The 21394-nt window shown below is 37.6% G+C and carries 20 protein-coding genes and 1 tRNA gene; 9 read left to right on the plus strand and 12 right to left on the minus strand.

Translation table 11 applies throughout. The features are described from left to right. Positions 1-3 precede the first annotated feature (3 nt). From B5488_RS09780 to B5488_RS09790, 3 genes are all read left to right on the plus strand, one after another. A complete protein-coding gene (locus tag B5488_RS09780; RefSeq protein WP_079735095.1) occupies positions 4-819 on the plus strand; it encodes a sugar nucleotide-binding protein in 816 nt (271 codons plus the stop codon). An 88-nt stretch (positions 820-907) separates the two neighbouring features. Further along, complete coding sequence (locus B5488_RS09785; RefSeq protein WP_079735096.1) at positions 908-1198, plus strand: 4a-hydroxytetrahydrobiopterin dehydratase; 291 nt, start codon at positions 908-910, stop codon at positions 1196-1198. 95 nt (positions 1199-1293) lie between these two features. Continuing rightward, positions 1294-2013, plus strand: coding sequence for a YebC/PmpR family DNA-binding transcriptional regulator (locus B5488_RS09790; RefSeq protein WP_079735097.1), 720 nt, complete (start codon positions 1294-1296; stop codon positions 2011-2013). A 173-nt stretch (positions 2014-2186) separates the two neighbouring features. On the opposite strand, the gene B5488_RS09795 is transcribed toward B5488_RS09790, so the two are convergent. Beyond that, the gene (locus tag B5488_RS09795; RefSeq protein WP_079735098.1) at positions 2187-3389 is read right to left on the minus strand and encodes a proline dehydrogenase family protein; all 1203 of its coding nucleotides are present in this window, start codon (positions 3387-3389) and stop codon (positions 2187-2189) included. A 108-nt stretch (positions 3390-3497) separates the two neighbouring features. Here B5488_RS09795 and aroB point away from each other — a divergent pair, with 108 nt between their 5' ends. Both aroB and B5488_RS09805 read left to right on the plus strand, forming a co-directional pair. Further along, positions 3498-4565 carry a 3-dehydroquinate synthase gene (gene aroB / locus B5488_RS09800; protein WP_079735099.1) on the plus strand — a complete coding sequence of 356 codons (1068 nt, stop codon included), beginning with the start codon at positions 3498-3500 and terminating at the stop codon, positions 4563-4565. A gap of 61 nt (positions 4566-4626) precedes the next feature. Beyond that, on the plus strand, positions 4627-4920 hold the full coding sequence (locus B5488_RS09805; protein ID WP_079735100.1) for a hypothetical protein: 294 nt from the start codon (positions 4627-4629) through the stop codon (positions 4918-4920). Positions 4921-5575: 655 nt separating this feature from the next. Here the strand turns inward: B5488_RS09805 and B5488_RS09810 are convergent. Together B5488_RS09810 and B5488_RS09815 are read right to left on the minus strand one after the other, a co-directional pair. Further along, the gene (locus B5488_RS09810; RefSeq protein ID WP_079733433.1) at positions 5576-6814 is read right to left on the minus strand and encodes an IS256 family transposase; all 1239 of its coding nucleotides are present in this window, start codon (positions 6812-6814) and stop codon (positions 5576-5578) included. A 336-nt stretch (positions 6815-7150) separates the two neighbouring features. Continuing rightward, positions 7151-7468, minus strand: coding sequence for a DUF6660 family protein (locus B5488_RS09815; protein WP_231919720.1), 318 nt, complete (start codon positions 7466-7468; stop codon positions 7151-7153). A gap of 558 nt (positions 7469-8026) precedes the next feature. Here B5488_RS09815 and B5488_RS18180 point away from each other — a divergent pair. Together B5488_RS18180 and B5488_RS09825 are read left to right on the plus strand one after the other, a co-directional pair. Further along, complete coding sequence (locus tag B5488_RS18180) at positions 8027-8257, plus strand: fibronectin type III-like domain-contianing protein (protein ID WP_262507357.1); 231 nt, start codon at positions 8027-8029, stop codon at positions 8255-8257. A gap of 334 nt (positions 8258-8591) precedes the next feature. Further along, positions 8592-9494, plus strand: coding sequence for an OmpA family protein (locus B5488_RS09825; RefSeq protein WP_170065267.1), 903 nt, complete (start codon positions 8592-8594; stop codon positions 9492-9494). A 72-nt stretch (positions 9495-9566) separates the two neighbouring features. Here B5488_RS09825 and B5488_RS09830 read toward each other — a convergent pair whose 3' ends face one another. The 7 genes from B5488_RS09830 to B5488_RS09860 form a co-directional block, all read right to left on the minus strand. Beyond that, positions 9567-10832, minus strand: coding sequence for a site-specific integrase (locus B5488_RS09830; RefSeq protein WP_079735102.1), 1266 nt, complete (start codon positions 10830-10832; stop codon positions 9567-9569). 240 nt (positions 10833-11072) lie between these two features. Next, positions 11073-11146, minus strand: a tRNA-Asp gene (locus B5488_RS09835). An 86-nt stretch (positions 11147-11232) separates the two neighbouring features. After that, positions 11233-12165 (minus strand): DUF58 domain-containing protein, encoded by a 933-nt coding sequence (locus B5488_RS09840; protein ID WP_079735103.1) that lies wholly within the window; start codon positions 12163-12165, stop codon positions 11233-11235. Positions 12166-12268: 103 nt separating this feature from the next. Beyond that, entirely contained in the window at positions 12269-12586 is a 318-nt protein-coding gene (gene trxA / locus B5488_RS09845; protein ID WP_075325050.1) for a thioredoxin, read from the minus strand. A 464-nt stretch (positions 12587-13050) separates the two neighbouring features. Then, a complete protein-coding gene (gene dnaE, locus B5488_RS09850) occupies positions 13051-17442 on the minus strand; it encodes a DNA polymerase III subunit alpha (RefSeq protein WP_079735104.1) in 4392 nt (1463 codons plus the stop codon). Between the two features lie 229 nt (positions 17443-17671). Continuing rightward, positions 17672-18121, minus strand: a complete 450-nt coding sequence (locus tag B5488_RS09855; RefSeq protein WP_079735105.1) for a ferritin-like domain-containing protein — start codon at positions 18119-18121, stop codon at positions 17672-17674. 24 nt (positions 18122-18145) lie between these two features. Beyond that, positions 18146-18592: a ferritin-like domain-containing protein gene (locus tag B5488_RS09860; protein ID WP_079735106.1), complete on the minus strand. Its 447-nt coding sequence runs from the start codon at positions 18590-18592 to the stop codon at positions 18146-18148. Between the two features lie 264 nt (positions 18593-18856). Between B5488_RS09860 and B5488_RS09865 the strand changes: the two genes are divergently transcribed. Beyond that, the gene (locus B5488_RS09865) at positions 18857-19435 is read left to right on the plus strand and encodes a 30S ribosomal protein S16 (protein ID WP_079735107.1); all 579 of its coding nucleotides are present in this window, start codon (positions 18857-18859) and stop codon (positions 19433-19435) included. Between the two features lie 14 nt (positions 19436-19449). Further along, on the plus strand, positions 19450-19977 hold the full coding sequence (rimM, locus tag B5488_RS09870; RefSeq protein WP_079735108.1) for a ribosome maturation factor RimM: 528 nt from the start codon (positions 19450-19452) through the stop codon (positions 19975-19977). Positions 19978-20462: 485 nt separating this feature from the next. On the opposite strand, the gene tnpA is transcribed toward rimM, so the two are convergent. Together tnpA and B5488_RS09880 are read right to left on the minus strand one after the other, a co-directional pair. Continuing rightward, positions 20463-20894 (minus strand): IS200/IS605 family transposase, encoded by a 432-nt coding sequence (gene tnpA, locus B5488_RS09875; protein WP_079735109.1) that lies wholly within the window; start codon positions 20892-20894, stop codon positions 20463-20465. After that, entirely contained in the window at positions 20860-21126 is a 267-nt protein-coding gene (locus B5488_RS09880; RefSeq protein WP_079735110.1) for a GIY-YIG nuclease family protein, read from the minus strand. The genes tnpA and B5488_RS09880 overlap by 35 nt, the downstream gene beginning before the upstream one ends. Between the last annotated feature and the right edge of the window lie 268 nt (positions 21127-21394).

Here is a 21394-nt window from a genome sequence, read left to right on the forward strand (position 1 = left end):
TTTTTGAAACGAATTTTAATTTTAGGAGCAAGCGGCTTTATAGGCAACGCCTTATATAAAGAGCTATGCTCCTTTTTTGATACCCACGGTACCTACCACACTCCAAACCGCGCTTTTGAAGAAAATCATCAGTTTCACCATTTTGATATGGAAACTGAAAATATTGAAATTTTACTTCAGAATTTAAAGCCTACTATAATTATTTCTGCCGTTCGGGGAAATTTTGATGCGCAAATTATCACTCATTTTGAAATAATTAATTACATCCTTACCCATAAATGTAAATTGCTGTTTATATCATCGGCCAATGTATTTGATGCTTTTACCAATTACCCATCTTATGAATACGACAAGACTTTATCGCAAAGTATTTACGGCAGGTTTAAAATTAAGATTGAGAATGCACTGCTAAGACTTCCAAACGATAAATACAACATTTTACGCTTACCAATGGTTTTTGGCCATAATTCTCCCCGACTAAACCAGATTAAAAATCTAATTGATTTAGATGAAGCCATAGAAGTTTTCCCAAACGTGGTGATTAATGTTACCGAAATAGAAAAAGTAACCCAGCAAATTCATTATATCATCAATAGAAAAAAACAGGGGGTCTTTCATCTAGGCAGTTCTGATTTAGTGCACCAAAAAGATTTTATTGAAGAGGTTTGCGAAGTTTTAGGTTACAAAAACCTGGTTTTCAAAAATATCTACGACTCTAATTTCGATCGATTTTTGGCAGTTTTACCAAAAGAAAATATTCTACCTAAAAACTTACAGGTTTCGGTGCAGCAGGTCGCGAAGGCTTCAATAAAGAATTAGGTGTTAATCTTGTACTAAAAGTGATTTAGATTAAGAAATCAGCCTTTAGTTGCTTAAATTTAAAGGACTAATCACAAAAATAATTCTAATGAAAAAGCTTAGCGAAGACGAAATAAACAAAAAGCTGGAGAATCTTGATGGATGGGTTTATAAAGATAATGCTATACACACCTCTTTTCAGTTTGCCAATTTTAAAGATGCTTTTACGGTTATGACGCGTATAGCTTTTGAAGCCGAAGCGCAGCAGCACCATCCAAACTGGGGAAATGTATATAACGAACTGGAAATCTCCCTTTCTACCCACGATGCCGATGGAGTAACAGAAAAGGATTTTAAGCTGGCAAAAGCGGTTGAAGAAATAGTAGAGGCTTCAGCTTAATTTTAGAAAAAATAACACAAAAATTTAAAGCTTCCAATTTTTAAATTGAATTGGAAGCTTTTTTATATTTTTGCCTCAATTTTTATTCAGAATAAATGGGAAGAGCATTTGAATTTAGAAAGGCGCGTAAGATGAAACGCTGGTCTGCAATGGCCAAAGCCTTTACCCGCATTGGAAAAGATATCGTAATGGCTGTTAAAGAAGGCGGCCCCGATCCTGATACCAATGCCAAATTAAGAGCGGTTATCCAAAACGCGAAAAGCGTAAATATGCCCAAAGACAATATTGAGCGTGCCATAAAAAGGGCGAGCGACAAAAGTCAGGGCGATTATAAAATTGTTTTATTTGAAGGTTATGCACCCCACGGAATTGCCGTGCTAGTAGAAACCGCAACCGATAATAATAACCGTACCGTTGCCAATGTTCGCTCCCATTTTAATAAATGTGACGGAAACCTGGGAACTTCAGGATCGGTTGAATTTATGTTTGACCATACTTGCAATTTTAGGTTAAATGCAGAAGGACTGGATGTGGAAGAACTGGAACTGGAATTTATAGATTTTGGCGCTGAAGAAGTTTTTGAAGATGAGGATGGTATCCATATTTATGCACCCTTTGAATATTTTGGAGCCATTCAAAAAGAATTGGAAAACCGGGAAATTGAAATACTTTCTTCAGGATTTGAAAGAATCCCGCAGGTAACAAAACCCCTTGCAGCTGAAGAAGTTGCCGATGTTGAAAAACTACTGGAACGCCTGGAAGAAGATGATGATGTGCAAAATGTATATCACACTATGGAAGAAACTGAAGCTTAATCTTCTTTATTATAAGACATAAAAAAGCTGTTTAGAATTAAGTTTTTTAATAACGTCATTCTGAACTTGTTTCAGAATCTATTATGTTAGAACTCCGAAAAAATTTCGGAGCAGGCTCTGAAATTTGTTCAGGTTGACGTTTAAAGAACTAACCCTAAACAGCTTTTTAATTTTTAATGCTCTCCCCTATCGTGTTTGGTAGGTTGGCCCTTTCGGCGTTTCTTTTCTTCTTCTAAAAGTGAAAGTTCACGACCTGTTTGCCCTTTAACCGAAGTATTTTCCTGCGCTCGTCTTAATAAGTAAGGCACTACTTCCCTTACGGGACCAAAAGGCAATAATTTAGCTGAGTTATATCCCTTTTTTGCAAGGTTATAACTAATATGATCACTCATCCCATACAACTGGCTAAACCATATACGATCGTCGTTTAAAGGCAAACCTTTATCTTCCATACTTTGTAAGGCGAGATAATTACTCACCTCGTTATGAGTACCTATAAATAAATGAATATCATTAAGGTTTGCTAAACAGTAAGACATCACACTGTTAAAGTTAACATCGGTGGCTTCTTTGTTTTCGCAAATTGGGGTAGTATAATTATATTTTTTAGCACGTGCATTTTCCTTCTCCATATAAGCTCCACGCACAATTTTAGCGCCTATTTTAAAGCCTTCTTCTTTAGCTCTTTCGTGAAGATTTTTTACATACTCCAACCTGTCCCAACGGTAGCACTGAAAAGTATTATAAATAAGGATTTTCTCTTTATTATACTTCTTCATCATTTCTTCCATCAATTCATCGGCTGCAAGTTGCATCCAGCTTTCCTCGGCATCAGCATACAATCTTACGTTATTATCGTAAGCGCATTTACAAAGGCTATCTACTCGCTCCTTAACACGTTCCCATTCTTCCTTTTCTTCGTCGCTAAGATTAATGCGTTCTGTGATTTTTTCCCAGATAGCAAACCTTCCAATTCCAGTTGGTTTAAAAAGGGAGAAAGGTAATTCGTTACTTTTAGCAGCGAATTTTATCAGCTTCATTTTCTTATCCAAGGCGGCATCAAACTGTTCTTCAGTCTCTTTGCCTTCTACCGAATAATCAAGTATACCGTGCAGTTTTTCAGCATACATCTCTTTGGTTAACGGCTTACAATCATCTTCGGTTACACCCCCACAAAATTGTTCAAAAATGGTTTTTTTAATCAATCCCTCTACAGGCAGGTGAAGTTTTAAAGAAATTTTAGTTAACCAGGAACCGGCGTCTACCAGTTGCTTGTTCTTCATCATGCTAAATAAAAAGATAGCACGATCCAGTTCTAAATCAGATTTTAATTTAAAAGCTGTTTTAGTATCATTAAAAATTTTTCTATTAATCATGGGGTATGTCTTAATTAGCGCAAATATAATTATTGAAGTTTGATTTCATTATGAATATTTCTGCTTATTTTCGAACCCGAATCACAAATACTAAAAACGTCAGGAAATATGTCTAATATGGCAGCTAAAGGGCCGGTCTACTATCAGGAAGATGGTTTTCTTAAGATAAATACTTATTTAAAGGAATCAAAACCTTCTAAAGTCTTTATTTTAGTAGATAATAATACGCATCGTGAATGCCTGCCTGCTTTTCTACAGAAAATTGATACTTCAGAAAATTTTGAGATTTTAGAAATTGAAGCCGGGGAAATTAATAAAAACCTGGAAACCTGTACCGGCGTTTGGAATGCTCTTTCAGAATTAGACGCAGATCGCAAAAGCCTAATAATAAATGTGGGTGGCGGCGTAGTAACCGATCTTGGCGGATTTGTTGCTTCTATCTTTAAACGTGGCATTAGCTATATAAACGTGCCCACCAGTTTACTGGCTATGGTAGATGCATCGGTTGGCGGAAAAACCGGTGTTGATCTTGGAAATTTAAAGAACCAGATTGGGGTAATTAATCACGCCGAGATGGTGGTAATAGATCCGGCTTTCCTCGCCACCTTACCACAGGCCGAAATGCGAAGTGGATTGGCTGAAATTCTAAAACACGCCTTAATTAGTAGCGAAGCTTATTGGAACAAAGTGACGAATTTGAGCGAACTTACTTTAGATGATCTTGATGATATTATTAAAGAATCGGTAGAAATAAAATCTAAAGTAGTAACCGAAGATCCCCAGGAAAACGGATTGCGGAAAACCTTAAATTACGGCCATACGCTGGGTCACGCCATAGAATCTTACTTTTTAACTCATCCAGAAAAAACCACCTTACTCCATGGCGAAGCTATTGCAGTAGGGATGATCCTGGCCACTTACCTTTCTAAAGAACTGCAGGAGTTTCCTGAAGAAAAATTAAAGGAAATTACCAGTAAAATTCTGGATATTTATGAAAGAGTAGAATTTATAAAGGAAGATATTCAGCAAATCATAGATTTGATGAAATACGATAAGAAAAATTCTCACGGAAATATAAATTTTGTGCTGCTAAAAGATATAGGAGACAGCGTGATAGATTGCAAAGTACCTAACGAGCTAATTTGGAATGCTTTTGAATATTACAAGAAAACTTGATTTATAATATAAAAACAGTATTTTTAAAACCTACTAACCACATCCTCATAAACTTTTATTTATGAAAAGAATTATTGTTGACTACAAAAAATTAACTCCGGAAATCCTCGGACTTTTAGTTGAGAAATATCCCGACGGGTATGATGACGACCAGATCATTTCCTTTAAAAATGCAAAAAATGAAACGGTTGAAGCGGTTGAAGTAAAGACCGAAGACGCTATTTACCTGGTAAAAGTAAGTACGCGACTTGAAAATACTATGGCCAATTTTGATGAAGACGATTACGATGATTCAGATTATAACGAGCCAATCGTAGAGATTCCTGAAAAAGACGAAGAGGAAGACAAAGACTAAAAAATTGTACAACATAAATTTAAAAAAGGGATTTTTCTGAAGGAAGAATCCCTTTTTTAATGAATTATTTTTAACTGTATTCACCGAATCATTCACTGGATAGGGTGATATCAAATGATATCATAAAAACAAAAAACACTGAAAATAAATAGTTTAACAGTGTTTTTATATCCTTTTAAAGAAGGCTCGTCGGGGTGGCAGAACGCTTTTAAAACGTTGAAAACCCCAGTATTTGTATGGTTTCACGAAGCTTCAATTTCTTGAACTCACGATTAACTCACAATTTAAATAGAACGTATTGGTGCAGTTTGATATTCTGACCTAACCAAATATACAAATAATTGGATTAGTAATTCGCTCAAATTTGTTGAAGGAAATTAAAAGTTCCGTTTCCAAATAAATTCAAAGATTATTGCATCGAACCTGTTCAATTCGGAAAGTTTAGAAAAAAACCAATTTACTTTTTTCATCTGGAACATTTTCCTTTTGCCGACGAAAAGAAAAAATAGTGTAGATCAGGTTGAACAGGTTTATTTTTTTTATTCATTTACTTCTTCCAGTGCCATCGCATTCCCTTTTGATGCTTGATCATTGGGAGTGTTAGCTCAACTCTGTCTGCTTCTTCTCCCGGGGGTACCCCCGGGAGAAGAAAATTTTAGTTTTTCGTTTCATTGGTGGCTAAGTCCAACTCTAGCCGACCTTCAAATTTAATAGCTAATTGTTGAACTACCAAACCCCAGTTCTGCAGTGGGGCGTTCCATTTCTTTTCAATTCTTCTGGTAGCTAGGTAAACCAGCTTCAATAGTGCCATATCATTGGTAAAAGCGCCTTTGGTCTTGGTTACTTTTCTTACCTGCCGGTGAAAAGCCTCTACGGCATTTGTGGTGTATATGAGTTTTCTAATGGGTGCGGTATATTCAAAATAAGCACTCAATCGGTCCCAGTTATCATTCCAGGAACGGATCACTATGGGATATCTTTTGCCCCATTTTTCTTCCAGATCCAGTAAAGCCGATTCAGCCTGGTCTTTGGTGTCAGCCTTGTACACCAGTTTAAGGTCTTTCATAAAATCTTTTTGATCCTTACTGGCCACATACTTCATACTATTGCGGATCTGGTGGACAATACATAGCTGAATATCAGTCTTGGGATAAACAGAATGAATGGCTTCACTAAAGCCCGTAAGATTATCCGTACAGGCAATCAGAATATCTTTTAAGCCACGGTTGTTTAATTGGGTCAGCACCTGAAGCCAAAAATTGGCCCCTTCACTTTCCGAGATATACATACCCAGCACTTCCTTTCTTCCAGCTTTATTTATTCCTAAAATATTATACAAGGCCTTGTGCTTTACTTTGCCTTCTTCGCGTACCTTGAAGTGCATCGCGTCGAGCCATAGGATGCAATATACCGGCTCCAAGGGGCGATCCTGCCATTCCTTAACCTTGGGAATCACCCGGTCCGTAATATCACTTAGAACGTGTGTGGATATCTTGGAATCATACATTTCCTCTATATGAGCTGAGATATCCCGCAGGCTATTGCCCATCCCGTACATGCCTATAATCTGCTTTTCTAAATTATCGGCCAGGATACGCTGGCGTTTCGCTACGATCTCCGGCTCAAAGGTACTGTTACGATCCTGGGGCGTGTTAATGGTGACGTCCCCTTGGCTGCTCTTTAGGGTCTTTTTGCCTTTGCCATTACGCTTATTACCTGCTTTTGAGCCTTTTTCTTCATCGGAAAGGTGCGAAGACATTTCTGCTTCCAGGGCCTCTTCCATAAACTCCCTAAGCATTGGAGCAAAAGCGCCGTTTTTGCCGGTTAGGGATTCTCCTGATAAAAATTGTTTTAATGCTTTTTCCTTTAATTCCTTAATCTCTTCTTGTGTCATAATCTAGTCTAAAAATTTTAATTTAATTTTCAAAGTCTAGACAGACTTGAGATTACACCCTCTCCTATGGTTTACATTTCAACTATTAAATATCTAATTACTTAGAGCTCTAAACTCAAATATCTTTTTATCTGAGGCATTTTCCAAATTTAAAAAATTAATTTCTTAGATTTTTTTGCAAAATAATTTACCAACGTAGTTTCTCCTACTTTCCCCTCTGATTACTAAAGTCTTTCTATCTGTATTTTCTTTCTATTTCTTTAAATGGCCACCTATGTACCTTTTGAAATTGAGATTTTTATGTTATACAATAAGGGTTATCCTATAAAAACTGAATTAAACTTTTGGAGAATCAAAAAAAGAAAGAATAGGTTCTTCTACTGAACTGTCAAAATGAACAAAAGCTTTTGATGGAATTTCAGTAATCAAAGGCCTGAAATTTGAAGAACCAAAATCTACTGTATGTACATGGCAACAATGGCAACTACAAAAAGGAGGGCATAAATCCGCTACTTTGTCATGTGAATGATCAATATCTAAATTTTGGACATTAACCATTGTTATTTCTGAATCAGAATTAACTTGTGAACTATCACTGTCATTACAGGCTAAAAAATTTAGCCCCATTACATATAAAGATAATATGAATGCCATTATTTTCACAATGTAAAGATAGTAAATACCTATGCACAGGGTGTGCAAAAAGAATAGGAACAGAATTCAAAAGGTTTATCTAATATTTTGGTAATAATTTCATTTAAAAAAATTACTAGGATCACATCCTGAAGAATTAGAACATGGTTTATCAAATAAGCTATTTAAAGAAATAGTGAATTATATAAACCCTCCAAATTACAGGCCTACTCTTCGTATGAGATAGGAAATGTCGTCAAATAATGTGAATTAACATTAATTCTTATGAAATTTTCAAATTACGAAAATGTTGTACCTATGTTGTACCCAGTCCAAAAAAAAAGGCTTCACATTTCTGTGAAGCCTTGTCTTTGCTAGTAGCGGGAACTGGACTCGAACCAGTGACCTTCGGGTTATGAGGCCGATTATAATCCGCAATTTTCTTTTGGAGATGGTTTAAGTTATACCCATTTTGAAGTAAAAGATCTAGAATTAGATAAAACTTCAATCAACACAAAGGGAGAAATTAATATTGATGTCAAAATAACCAATACAGGTAAGAGAAAGGGGAAGGAAGTCATTGAAGTCTATACTTCCGATCTTTATGCTTCAGGAATTACACCTGATGTGAAACGTTTAAGAAGGTTTACCAAATTAGAATTAAACCCTGGAGAAACCAAAACTGTTTCATTCACTATTAAAGCTCAAGATTTAGCATATTTCAACAAAAATGGAGATCCTGTAGTTGAACCTGGTGAATTTGAATTAATGGATAAAGATTTAAAACAGACTTTTAAAATAGTGGAATAGATCCAACTATAAAATTCAAAAATAATTAACCGCTATAAAAATGGTTTTCAAAATCATCTTTATAGCGGTTTTATTTGTGATAGTAAATGCAATGATTTTACTTACTAAACATATTCAAAAAAAACTAAAATCTAATTGGTATCTCACCACTTAGTCTCCTTAGTAAAATCCCTTATTTTACCCTATAGCTATTTTAACTAACCACAATTCACTTACTTAACTATTTAATTTAGTACTTCCTATGAAAGGCTTATTAATTTTATTTATAATTTTTTCAAGTCTACCTTTATCCTTGTATTCGCAACAGGATTTAGAGGGAAGTTCAGATCACCCCATGATAACCAGATACCCCGGAGCCTATATTGCAGGTTACGAGGTAGAGAAATTTAGAGAATATAGCCTGGCCACAGGACCGGTCACCGGATACCGCTATATAGCTGAAAGAGATACAGTTTCAGGCAAACTTACCCGCATAACCTATTACCTTCTAATGTCTAAAGAGGAACTTTCTATCACTGAAGTATATCAGGATAATTTACAGGCTTTAGAAAAAGCAGGAATAAATATCCTGGCAAAAGGGTCTCATCCACAATCTAAACCACAAGGGGAAGTAGGAATGGGAGGTTGGATTGGAACGGAATTAAGCCCAAATAGTTTTGGGAGCAATTCGGCTGCAAATCTATTATTTAAAGGCACCAGTAGTTCTGGAGGCACATTTAGCATCGTAGGTCAAATCCAAAATCCTGAAGGAAATGTTTACATAGCACAATATGGGGAGCGACATAGCAACGAATTAATAATGTATCAGGTAGACATCATTGAAGAGAAAACAGCAGAAACCGGTAAAGTTTCAGCAAATGCGGATTTTATCAAAAAAGAGATAGAAATGCAGGGAAGCGCCACTATCTATGGAATTAATTTTGATTCTAACAGTTCTAATCTTAAAGAACAATCCCAGCCGGTGATCGCTGAAATTGCCAAATATTTAGAACAAAATCCCGAAATCTCTCTTTATGTAGTGGGACATACAGATATGGATGGAAGCCTAGAATATAACCTTAAACTATCTAAAGATAGAGCCCGCGCTGTAGTAAACGAATTAACCAAAAACTATGGAATTTCTACCTCAAGATTAACCGGCGATGGAGTTGGTTTTCTGTCACCAAAAGCTTCAAATATCACTGATGAATGCAAGGCTCTCAATAGACGCACAGAACTCGTAAAAAAATCAAATTAATTGATGAATATTCCGCCCAGGCAGGTATTTTGAAAATTTGAAATAAAATGAGATTATTATCTACTCCGCCCGCTACTCTTCATTCCTCGACTCTCTTTTGGCTTCACCTTCCTTTTGTTCCTGTAAAAGCCGAAGTTGCTCCTGTAACTTTTCCATATCCTTTTCTATCTTCTCATCCAAAACCTTTGCATAGATCTGAGTTGTTTTAAGTGATCTATGTCCTAACATCTTGCTTACAGACTCTATAGGAACACCTTTAGACAGTGTTACGGTCGTTGCAAATGTATGACGAGCTAAATGAGTGGTAAGATTCTTTTTGATGCCGCAAATGGTCGCTATTTCCTTCAAATAAGCATTATACTTTTGATTAGAATTAACCGGCAACACTACTTTTCCGATTTTCACCTGGGGATGATCCTTATATTTCTCAAGTAGTGCTTTTGGAATATCAAGTAAAGGTACGCTGCTTAGCGATTTGGTTTTTTGTCTTTCGGTTTTAATCCATTGTTTACCTTTTATATCCGTGACGATATCATCTTCACTAAGTTTTTCTACATCAGAGAATGATAGTCCGGTATAACAGCAAAAGACGAAAATATCCCTCATCCGATCCAGGCGCGGAATTTCAAATTCCTGTTCCACCAAATTCTGAAGTTCAATATCTGTAAGATATTTCCGTTCGGAAGTTTTCCAACTCCCTTTCCAATGGAAAAAGGGATCTTTTTCTATCCATTGATTAGCATATGCGATCCGAATGATCTTTTTAAAGTTCACAATATACTTTTGGGCAGTATTGTGAGCACAGTTTTTTTCTGATTTTAAGTAATGATTAAACCCGACAATAAATTGATGATCCACATCTTCTACAGGTAGATCTTTTGTTTTAAACCGGAACGCAATGTAATCTTCAATATGTTTTTTACAGGCATTATATCGCTGCAAAGTTCCTTTGGTATATCCTTTTCCGATTAGTTTTTCCATATCGTCATTATGATCCTGGAAAATTTCTACCAGCATATACTGCTTCTCTCCCTTGCCCATATAGATATCCTTGACAATCTTCGCGGAAACTCTTTTCCCCTCTCTTACCAGGCGATCGTGAATATCATATATGGCAGCTCGCATATCATCAAGGTATCTTTTTAATGCTTTTGCCTCCGTCGAATTCCCCCTGGTACTATTCGTATGGCTATTCCATTTGGCTGCATCAATTTTCCGTGATGTTGTAAAATCTGTGCGCTTACTGTTATATGTAAGACGTGCGTAAATAACGGCCTTCGTGTTTTGATTAGAAGTCGTTTTTTTCGGATAAAAAGTAATAAATAGTGAATTGATCATCGGTGCTTGTTTTAAATATGCACCTCAAGGTATAAAATTAAAGTGTTAAAAAAACGCTGCAACTATTTTATTAACAGGTTGTTAGGAGTTTCGAGGTGCATATAATTTCATAAAAAAATATGCACCGAATTCAGCACCAATCACTTAGCATTATTTGTGTTATTTTGATACTTTGGGGAATAAAAAAAGCCTCAAATCATTGATTTTGAGGCTTTTTGGGATATTTTGATATTTAAAAAGCGGTCTGGACGAGACTCGAACTCGCGACCCCCTGCGTGACAGGCAGGTATTCTAACCAACTGAACTACCAGACCGTTGCGTTATTGCGAGTGCAAATATACACCTGTTTTATAATTACACAAACCTTTTTTTAAAGTTTTTTCAGCATTTTTTTAGAGCACTAGGCAAACTTTTGTCTTTCAATAAAATAGGTTGTCAAAATTTTATCGAAGTTCTTATTAATATCGGCTTCCACGTAGTTAATCTTGTATTTTGCGCATTCTAATTTTAGATCTGCAACATACTTGTGCACCGCCTTTTGGTAGTTTTCTCGAATATTTTCAGAATATAGGTCTATTTCTGCACCGGTTTCCACATCGGTAAATCGCTTGGGAATATTCTCAAAGTCAAAATCGAATTCCCGCTTTTTATCCATTACGTGAAACAACACCACTTCGTGCCGATTATATTTTAAATGCCGTAAAGCTTCAAAAAGTGCTGCTTCTTCGGTATCTGCCTGGAACATATCGGTAAACAAAAACACCAGTGAACGTCGTTTTAATTTTTCAGCAATCTGGTGTAAAAAAGTATAGGTTTTGGTGGCTTTATGATCGGTTTTCTTCTGCAGACTTTTATTTAACGCGTCCAGTAACATATGCTGATGCCGATCGCTACCTTTTTCAGGCGCATAGAATTCAAATTCATCGCTATATATGCTAAGACCCACAGCATCGCGCTGGCGCTTTAAAATTTGCATTATACTAGCTATGGATAATACTGAAAATCCAACCTTATTAAGCGAGTTTATCGAAAAGTTCTTTACTTCGGGATAATGCATCGAAGCCGAATTATCCATAATAAAATGACAACGTAAATTGGTTTCCTCCTCGTAGCGTTTTGTGTAGAGCTTATCGGTTTTAGCAAAAAGCTTCCAGTCTATATGCTTGGTGCTTTCGCCATTATTGTAAATCTTATGCTCGGCAAATTCCGCAGAAAAACCGTGAAACGGACTCTTATGAATTCCCGAAATATAACCTTCTACAACCTGTCTCGCCAAAAGCTCTAACTGCGTAAACCCTGCTGCCGAACTATATATTTCTTCTTTTAAATTCATACCCCACTAAGATAAATAAAAGCAGCTGTTTTTTTACTTAAAAAGCGGCCAATAAAAAACCCGGCACAAGACCGGGTTTATAAATTATATAAAATGCTAAAACTTATAGCAATTCGTCTAAAGCCTCAGCGTAAGTATTTTTTGGCGCAACACCTACCTGGCGGCCTACTACTTCTCCATTTTGAAAAATAAGTACAGTTGGAATATTTCTCACTCCGTATTTCGCAGCAAACTCCTGGTTTGCATCAACATCTAGTTTTCCTACAACGGCTTTCCCGTCATATTCAGTACTAATTTCCTCAATAATTGGTCCTACCATTCTGCACGGTCCGCACCATGCAGCCCAAAAATCTACCATTACAGGTTTGTCACTTTTTAGTACCTGCTCTTCAAAATTCGCATCAGTTATTTCAATAGCCATAATTATCTATTTTTAATTTCTGTTATTATCATTAAAGTGTAAAATTAGTCAATTATTTTTGCTTTCCTTACACAAGCGATATTGTATTTGGTTATACGCTTATTCAAGGCATTTATTTGGCGGTTTCCCCGCGCTCGTGGCGCGGGGTCGGGCTTTCAGCGCTACACGGTAGCTTGCTTCAATCCCTAACCGGAAAAATCAGTTTTCAGTTGGCAGTGAGCAGTTGTTTAGTTGGCAGTAAGCAGTAGCAGTAGACAGTAAAAAATAATTATTATTGAAATCGTGACTTATATAGATAACTGCAAATTGCCAAAGAAACTAAAATAAAAGATAATAAAAGATTGCCGCAGTCGCCTAAAAAGGCTCCTTCGCAAGGACGAATAAATATTCGTGAATTCGTGGCTTTAAAAATTTATTACTGCCACTGCAAAACCGCCCACTGCGACTGCTTACTGAAGACTGAATCAGTTCAACTTATACATCACCTGCTCATCTTCCAAAGTATGTAAAAGCTCTTGCGAAATTTTCACTTTCTGTTTCTTGCTCGGCATATGTAATTTCACCTGCTCTTTCATCTCATACACCACAAAATTCAGTTTATGATCACCTCTATGTGTTCTAAAAACATCCTTAAACCAGTTGATTTTCTCTTCGTGGAGATCGGCAATATCCAGTTGAATCGTAAGCTTTTTCGCAAACTGATCCATCACGTCGTGCAGTAAATAAATATTATTAAACTGAATTCTTGGATCTCCCTTTTTACCGGTTTCTTTGTTGGTCCAGCCTTCTTTCACAAAGATCTTGATATGCACAAAAGAATTCGGAACCAGAAAATGCCTGAATTTCAAGTATTCCTCACCGAACATTCTAAATTCATAGGTGTCGGTATAATCCTCTACACTAAACATCGCCCAGCCTTTACCCATTTTTGAAACACGATGTTGCACGTCGCTAATCACACCGCCAAAAGTAAGGTCTCGGTTTACGCATCTCTCAAGATCATTAAATTCTCCCAATTTTGAGTTACAGAAATAATCCATTTCATACCTAAAATCGTCCAGCGGGTGACCCGAAATATAAATCCCGACAACTTCGCGTTCGCGCCTTAACTTCTCCATAGTACCCCACTCTTCACAAGGCGGCACAACAGGTTCCGGAATTTGCACTTCGCTAGCCTCCCCAAACAAACTCACCTGGGAAGAATTCTCATTTTCCTGAAATTTTGCGGCATATTTTATCACCTTTTCCAAAAAGGTAATTCCGTCGCCATCATCATGAAAATATTGTGCGCGGTGTGTATCCCCAAATCCGTCGAAACCGCCCGCTAAAGCAAGATTTTCAAAAGCTTTTTTATTAGCCGAACGTAAATCAATACGTTTCGCCATATCAAAAATAGATTTATAGGGCCCAGATTCTGTTTTTCGGTTTTCTACAATAGTTGCCACCGCTCCGGAACCTACTCCTTTAATGGCTCCCATTCCAAAACGAACCGCATAATCTTTATTTACCGAAAACTTATAGAAAGATTCATTTACATCTGGACCCAGGACATCAAGCTTCATTCGTTTACATTCCTCCATAAAGAAAGTAACCTGCTTAATGTCGTTCATATTATTAGAAAGCACCGCCGCCATATATTCCGCAGGATAATGCGCTTTTAAATAGGCGGTTTGGTAAGCGATCCAGGCATAACACGTAGAGTGAGATTTGTTAAAGGCATAAGCTGCAAAAGCCTCCCAGTCTTTCCAAATCTTCTCTAAAACATCCCTTGGATGACCTTTTGCTTCACCACCATCTAAAAATTTAGGCTTTAATTGTTCCAGTAAGGCGAAGATTTTTTTACCCATTGCTTTCCGCAAAACATCGGCTTCACCTTTACTAAAGCCAGCCAGCTTTTGCGAAAGAAGCATCACCTGCTCCTGGTAAACCGTAATCCCATAAGTTTCCTGGAGGTATTCTTCCATTTCGGGTAGATCATAGGCGATTTCCTCGCTCCCGTGCTTACGTGCAATAAAACTCGGGATATATTCCATCGGTCCCGGGCGGTACAAGGCGTTCATGGCAATAAGGTCATCAAAAACCGTAGGTTTAAGATCTTTCATATGCTTCTGCATTCCCGGCGATTCATATTGAAAAATCCCTACCGTTTCCCCACGTTGGAAAAGTTTATAGGTTTCTTCATCATCCAACGGAAATTCATCGGGCACCAGATCTATATTATGCCTGCCTTTTACAATCTGAACCGTATCTTTAATAAGGGTTAGTGTTTTTAACCCCAAGAAGTCCATTTTTAGTAATCCGGCGCTTTCTACAACCGAGTTATCAAACTGGGTTACATAAAGATCGGAATCCTTGGCTACCGAAACCGGTACGTAATTAGTAATATCACCTGGCGTAATAATTACCCCACAAGCGTGAATCCCGGTATTCCTTACCGAACCTTCCAAAACCCGCGCCTGATTTACAGTTTGGGCTTCCAGATCGTCCCCTTCAGCAATATTTAAAAGTTCATTTACTTTTTCTAAATCCTCACTTCTAAATTTCTTTTTCAGCTCCTTTTCGTCCATCCCGAAAATCTTTCCGAGTTTGGACATGGTAGGGATCAATTTCGAAATCCTATCGGCGTCTCCTAACGGAAGATCCAGCACCCTAGCCGTATCCCGAATTGAAGATTTGGCGGCCATGGTTCCGTAAGTGATAATTTGCGCAACCTGGTTGGCGCCGTATTTCTCAATTACATAATCCATAACCCGACTTCGACCTTCATCATCAAAATCAATATCAATATCGGGCATACTCACACGATCGGGATTCAGGAAACGCTCAAAAAGCAGATCGTATTTTAAAGGGTCTATATTGGTGATCCAGAGGCAATAGGCTACCACACTTCCGGCAGCAGAACCCCGACCGGGACCTACCGAAACATCCATTTCACGAGCGGCCCGAATAAAATCTTCAGTAATTAAAAAATATCCCGGATAACCGGTGTTTTCAATAACCGAAAGTTCAAAATTAAGCCGGTCTTCAATTTCCTGGGTAATTTCTTTGTAGCGTTTTTTAGCTCCAACAAAAGTGAGGTGTTTCAGGTAAGCATTTTCTCCTCTTTTACCACCGTCTGTTTTATCTTCTTCAACTAAAAATGCTTCCGGAATCGTAAACGCAGGTAACAAAACATCTCGAGCCAGCTCAAAAGGCTCGATTTTATCTACCACGTCCTGCACGTTACTAATGGCTTGTGGCAGGTCTTTAAAGAGATTTTTCATCTCCTCCCCGCTCTTAAAATAATATTCCTGGTTTGGCAAACCATAACGATAACCACGACCCCGGCCAATTGGAGTCGCCTGTTTTTCACCGTCTTTTATACACAATAAAATATCGTGGGCATTGGCATCTCCTTTAGCGCAATAATAGGTATTGTTGGTAGCCACCAGGTTTACTTTATGTTTTTTGGCAAAATCGACTAAAACAGTATTTACCCGGTCTTCATCTTCCTGGTCGTGGCGCATAATCTCGATATAAAGATCATCACCAAATTCTTCTTTCCACCAAAGTAAAGCTTCTTCGGCCTGGTTTTCTCCCACATTTAAAACTTTACTCGGCACTTCTCCGTAAAGGTTACCGGTAAGCACAATAATGTCTTCTTTGTATTCCTTTATAATCTCTTTGTCAATTCGCGGCACATAATAAAACCCATCGGTATAGGCTTTTGAAGACATTTTTGCCAGATTATGATAGCCTTTTTTGTTCTTGGCCAACATCACTACCTGGTAGCCATTATCTTTTCGGGATTTATCGGCATGATTTTCACAAACAAAGAATTCGCAACCTACAATACCTTTTAACTCCCTGGCTTCTGCCGGCTCATTATTGGCAAGTGCCTCTTCATTTTTTGCTCTAATCGCTTTATTATAATCGCCTATTTCCTTCACAAAATGGAAAGCACCCATCATATTTGCATGGTCTGTAAGCGCTACAGCAGGCATATTTTGTTCTGCAGCTACATTAACCAGGTCTTTTATGCTAATGGTAGATTGCAATACCGAAAACTGCGAGTGGTTATGCAAATGTGCAAAAGGAACCTCATCCAGTTTTTCGAGGTTTTCCTCGATTTCTTCGGTGGTAATTTCTTCGGTAGGTTGTTGCTTCTGAAGTCTTTTTCTAATTTCTTCTGAAGCTTTTTTAAGGTTTATGTGTTTTAAACCAATAAGTTCTATTCGCTGCGGATTCGCTTCTGAAAAATTCTCAAAATAATCTGCAGGTACATCCAGCTGCTCTTTCGTAAAAACTCTTTGACGCACCAATTCCAAAAAACAACGTGTAGTCGCTTCCACATCTGCAGTGGCGTTGTGGGCTTCTCCAAAAGGCTCATCGAATAAAAATTCGTGTAATTCGGTTAGGGTAGGTAATTTAAATTTACCGCCACGCCCACCGGGAATTTTACACATTTGGGCGGTCACTTCGGTACAGGTATCCAAAACAGGTAATTCCTGGAGGTTATTATCCATCGCTTCTCTATGGAATTCGGCACCCATAATATTCAGGTCAAAACCCACATTTTGTCCTACTACAAACTTGGTTTTATTCAGCACTTCCTGAAATTTCTCAAGCATTTCAGTTAAGGAAATTCCTTCTTCAGCAGCAAGCTCGGTAGAGATTCCGTGCACTTTCTCGGCATCATAAGGAATATTAAAACCTTCAGGCTTTACCAGATAATCCTGACTTTCTACAAGTCGCCCCATTTCATCGTGCAACTGCCAGGCAATTTGAATACATCTTGGCCAGTTATCAGAATCGGTTAAAGGAGCGTCCCAACGTTTGGGAAGACCGGTAGTTTCGGTATCAAAAATAAGGTACATGTGCGGCGAAAATTAGGAATTAAGCTGAATATCAAGCGATTATTTCAGAAGAAAAACCACCTGATCTGAGGCTAAAATTACATATAATTTAGCGCAGTCTCAAGTTAATTTATCAGGATTTATTAACGATTTGCATTCCTTGTATTTAGGCCATTTTTAATAAAAAAAGCCTCACAAATACCGTTTCCGGTAAGCTGTGAGGCCTATACGAACACTAAAAACTACTACTTCAATCAAACATCTGTTCGTACACTTTTACATTATTAATGCTACTTTGTATATTTTGTTGCTGCCTGTTAAGTTTAGAACTTAGGGTGGGCGGTAAATCTTTTTCTTTGGTAATTTCTTTGTAATCTTCTAAAGCCGCTTTTTCACCACGCAGACTTTCTTCTAACATAGCTTCATCATTATCACTTTCTACAGAAGATTTTAATTTCATCCAGGTACGGTGCATATCTCCCTTGGTACTGCCATCTTCTTTAGGCACTTGCCCATAACCGGCAATTTCCTCTCTCAATTCCTTTATAAAAATCTCCCGCTCCTGTGACTTCTGTTTAAAAAACTCCTGGAGCTTCCTGTTTTTTGCGTTTTTAGAAGCAGCATTAAAACCTTCCCGGGCATCGTAACTTTTTTCAAGTAATTCATTGAGCTTATCGCCCATTTCTTCTTTGGTTCTCATATTTTGTTAGTTTTTGGTTTACGATTAGGCTTCTAATTCCATACTCTTTAATTTATTGAGAGCGGCCACAATACCATTTTTTTGTTTTAATAATAAATTTGCCGTAGTAGGTGGTATTTCAGGATCTTTCAAAACATCTTCATACTCATCTACGGCAACTTTCTCTCCTCTTATTGCCTCCTCAAGCGCAGCCTCATCTTTATTTCCTGAAAAATTTGTTTTTAGGTTCATCCACGTGCGATGGGCATCACCGGCTAAACTGGAACCTTTATCGGGGTTTTCCCCGAAATCGCGGATTTCAGTTTTAAGCTCGTGGCCAAAATCGTATCGTTCCTGAGCCCTTTCAGAAAAAAAAGCTTTTAGCTGTGGGTTCTTAGCATTTTCAGAAGCATATTTATAACCTTTCTCGGCATCATAATTCTTTTCAAGTAAGGCATTCAATTTCTTTGAAACTTTTTCAGAATATCTCATCTTCACTTCGCTTTTTTAATAATTTCAGTTATAAAGATAAAGCGCATAATCTACAGCAACAACCTGTTTAACAGGGTTTAGCACTAATTAACTGCTTTTAACAGCAGCCGGTTATTTTAACCTAAAAACTTCCCAAATTCAGTAGTTTTTGGCTCGGCTAGTGCTTAAAATTTATTTAAGTCCAACTCCTTGTGAATTAGAAAAATGTAGTATCTTTGCAGCCTTATTAATAATCGGGGTCGGGAACCCCACAAATTAATTTTTATGCCAGTAAAATTAAGATTACAAAGACACGGTAAAAAAGGGAAACCTTTTTTCTGGATCGTAGCCGCAGATGCGCGCTCAAAAAGAGATGGTAAATTCTTAGATAAACTAGGAATCTACAATCCAAACACCAACCCAGCTACTATCGAGTTAGATGTAGACGGAGCGGTAAAATGGTTAGAAAATGGTGCACAGCCAACAGATACAGCTCGTGCTATTCTTTCTTACAAAGGAGCTTTACTTAAAAAACACCTTGCCGGTGGCGTTAAAAAAGGCGCTTTAACTGAAGAAGAAGCTGAGAAGAAATTCGAAGCCTGGTTGGAAGAAAAAGATGCTAAAATCGCTGCTAAGAAAGACAACCTTACCAAAGAACAACAAGAAGCAAGAAAGAAAGCTCTTGATGCTGAAAAAGAGGTGAACGCTAAGCGTGAAGCTGAAGCAAAAGAAGCCGAAGCGGCAGCTGCTGCTGAAGCTGAAGGTGCTGCGGTAACCGAAGAAGGTGAACCAGAGGCTAATGTGGAAAAGGAAGTTGATCAAGAGACTGCCGAAGAAGCAAAAACCGAAGAAAAAAAAGGCTAAAACCTTAACTGGCGATGACTAAAGATGAATGTTTCTTTTTAGGAAAGATCGTTGGTAAATTTAGCTTTAAGGGCGAGGTGCTTATTAAATTAGACACCGATGTTCCCGAAATGTATTTAGAAATGGAATCAGTGCTCATTGAATATAATGAGAACCTGGTTCCATTTTTTATTGAAAGAAGTAACCTGCAAAAAAGCACCTTACTTCGCGTTAAATTTGAAGATATAGAAACCGAGCAGGATGCCGAAGACCTTATAGGGGCACTCACTTATCTTCCGCTTACTATGCTTCCAGACCTGGAAGACGACCAGTTTTACTTTCATGAAATTATTGGTTTTGAGGTAATAGACGCCACCCACGGCAATATTGGCAAAATCACTTCTATAAATGACAGTACCGCACAGGCTCTTTTTGAAATTCAGAAAGGCGAAAAGCAAATCCTTATCCCCATGAATGATGAGTTTATAGATAAAATAGATAAGGAAAATAACACCATCTATTTAACTACTCCCGAAGGTTTGGTGGAGCTGTATCTTAGTTAGCAGTTTTTTAGTGGGCAGTAATTTTAAGCGTCATTGCGAGAAACAATTCGACGGTAGGAGAATTGTGACGCGGCAATCTTTCATTATTTACTGCATCTTTTCAAGATTAGTTCCTCGCAAGAAAAGATTGCTTCAGTTGCAGAAAAGCAACTTCACAATGACGTAACCCAGAAGGATTCGTGACTAACCATAAAGCTGCCTTTGCTTTCAATTCAATAGATTGCTTCAGTCGCGCCTCCCTCGCAAGGACGGGAGATTTGGGGAGCGCGGCAATCTTATATTATTTATCCTAAAATCATATCTTTTGAAAGATCAATCCAATCTGGATTCTGAGCGTTTATAAGTTTTTCCTTTCTCGCTCTATTCCCACCTTTTATCTTCTTTTCATACTCAATTCCCTGAGTTATATCACTAAAATCTTCAAACTAAACCACTCTGCACTCCAAGTGCAGAGGTTTTTTTACTAGGGACTGAAAGTCCCCAAGCTATTCCAATATGAAATTGGAATTATCATTCGTGTCTCGACGATGATGTTCCAAATATTCATTAACCATCTCATCGGTGATATTTCCTGTACTCCTAACTCCATAACCACTTGCCCAAAAATGTTGTCCCCAATACCGCTCCTTCAGTTTGGGAAATTCTTGTTGAAGTTTTCTGGAAGTTCTACCTTTTAACTTCTTTAAGATGGTGCTTACATTTAGTTTCGGAGCATATTCAATATGCATGTGGACATGATCAGAACTAACGACTCCTTTTAATATTTCTATTCCCTCTGCTTCACAGATTTGGATTAAAACATCTCGACAACGCACTTGTATATCACCGCGAAGAACTTTGTATCGATATTTGGTCACCCAAACAACATGACAAGTCAAATGACTAACAGTATGAGAACCTTTTCGCTGATAACTCATGGTCCGAAAATATGGATTTTTTCGCAATACTAAAGTTCTGCAATAAAATTGCAGGGTTTAAATCCCTATTTTGAGACCAATAAACCAGTTTATCACAATTGTACTTCGTCGCAAACCCTTTATTTATTTTATTCTTATGCTCATACATTCTTTTCTGAAGGTTGGAAGTAACTCCGGTATAAAGAACCGTATTGTTTTTGCTGGTAATTATATACACCCAAGAAGCTTTCATTTTATAAAATTAGAAACCTGCTGTAGTTAAAGAAATAAGGGATTTTACGCTTTTCTGATTGAGATTGCTTCAGTTGCAAAAAAGCAACTTCGCAATGACGTTTGCGCAAGAAGTATTCGTCATTGCGAGGAAGGCCATAGCCTGACGTGGCAATCTATTCTATTTGAACCAGACCAACCTGAAAGCCACCATTGCCTTCAATTCAAAAAATTGCTTAAGCCATAAAAAATGGCTACGCAATGACTCTGAAGTTAGTTTTCCGTCATTT

The organism is Salegentibacter salegens, from assembly GCF_900142975.1.
Lineage (GTDB): Bacteria > Bacteroidota > Bacteroidia > Flavobacteriales > Flavobacteriaceae > Salegentibacter > Salegentibacter salegens.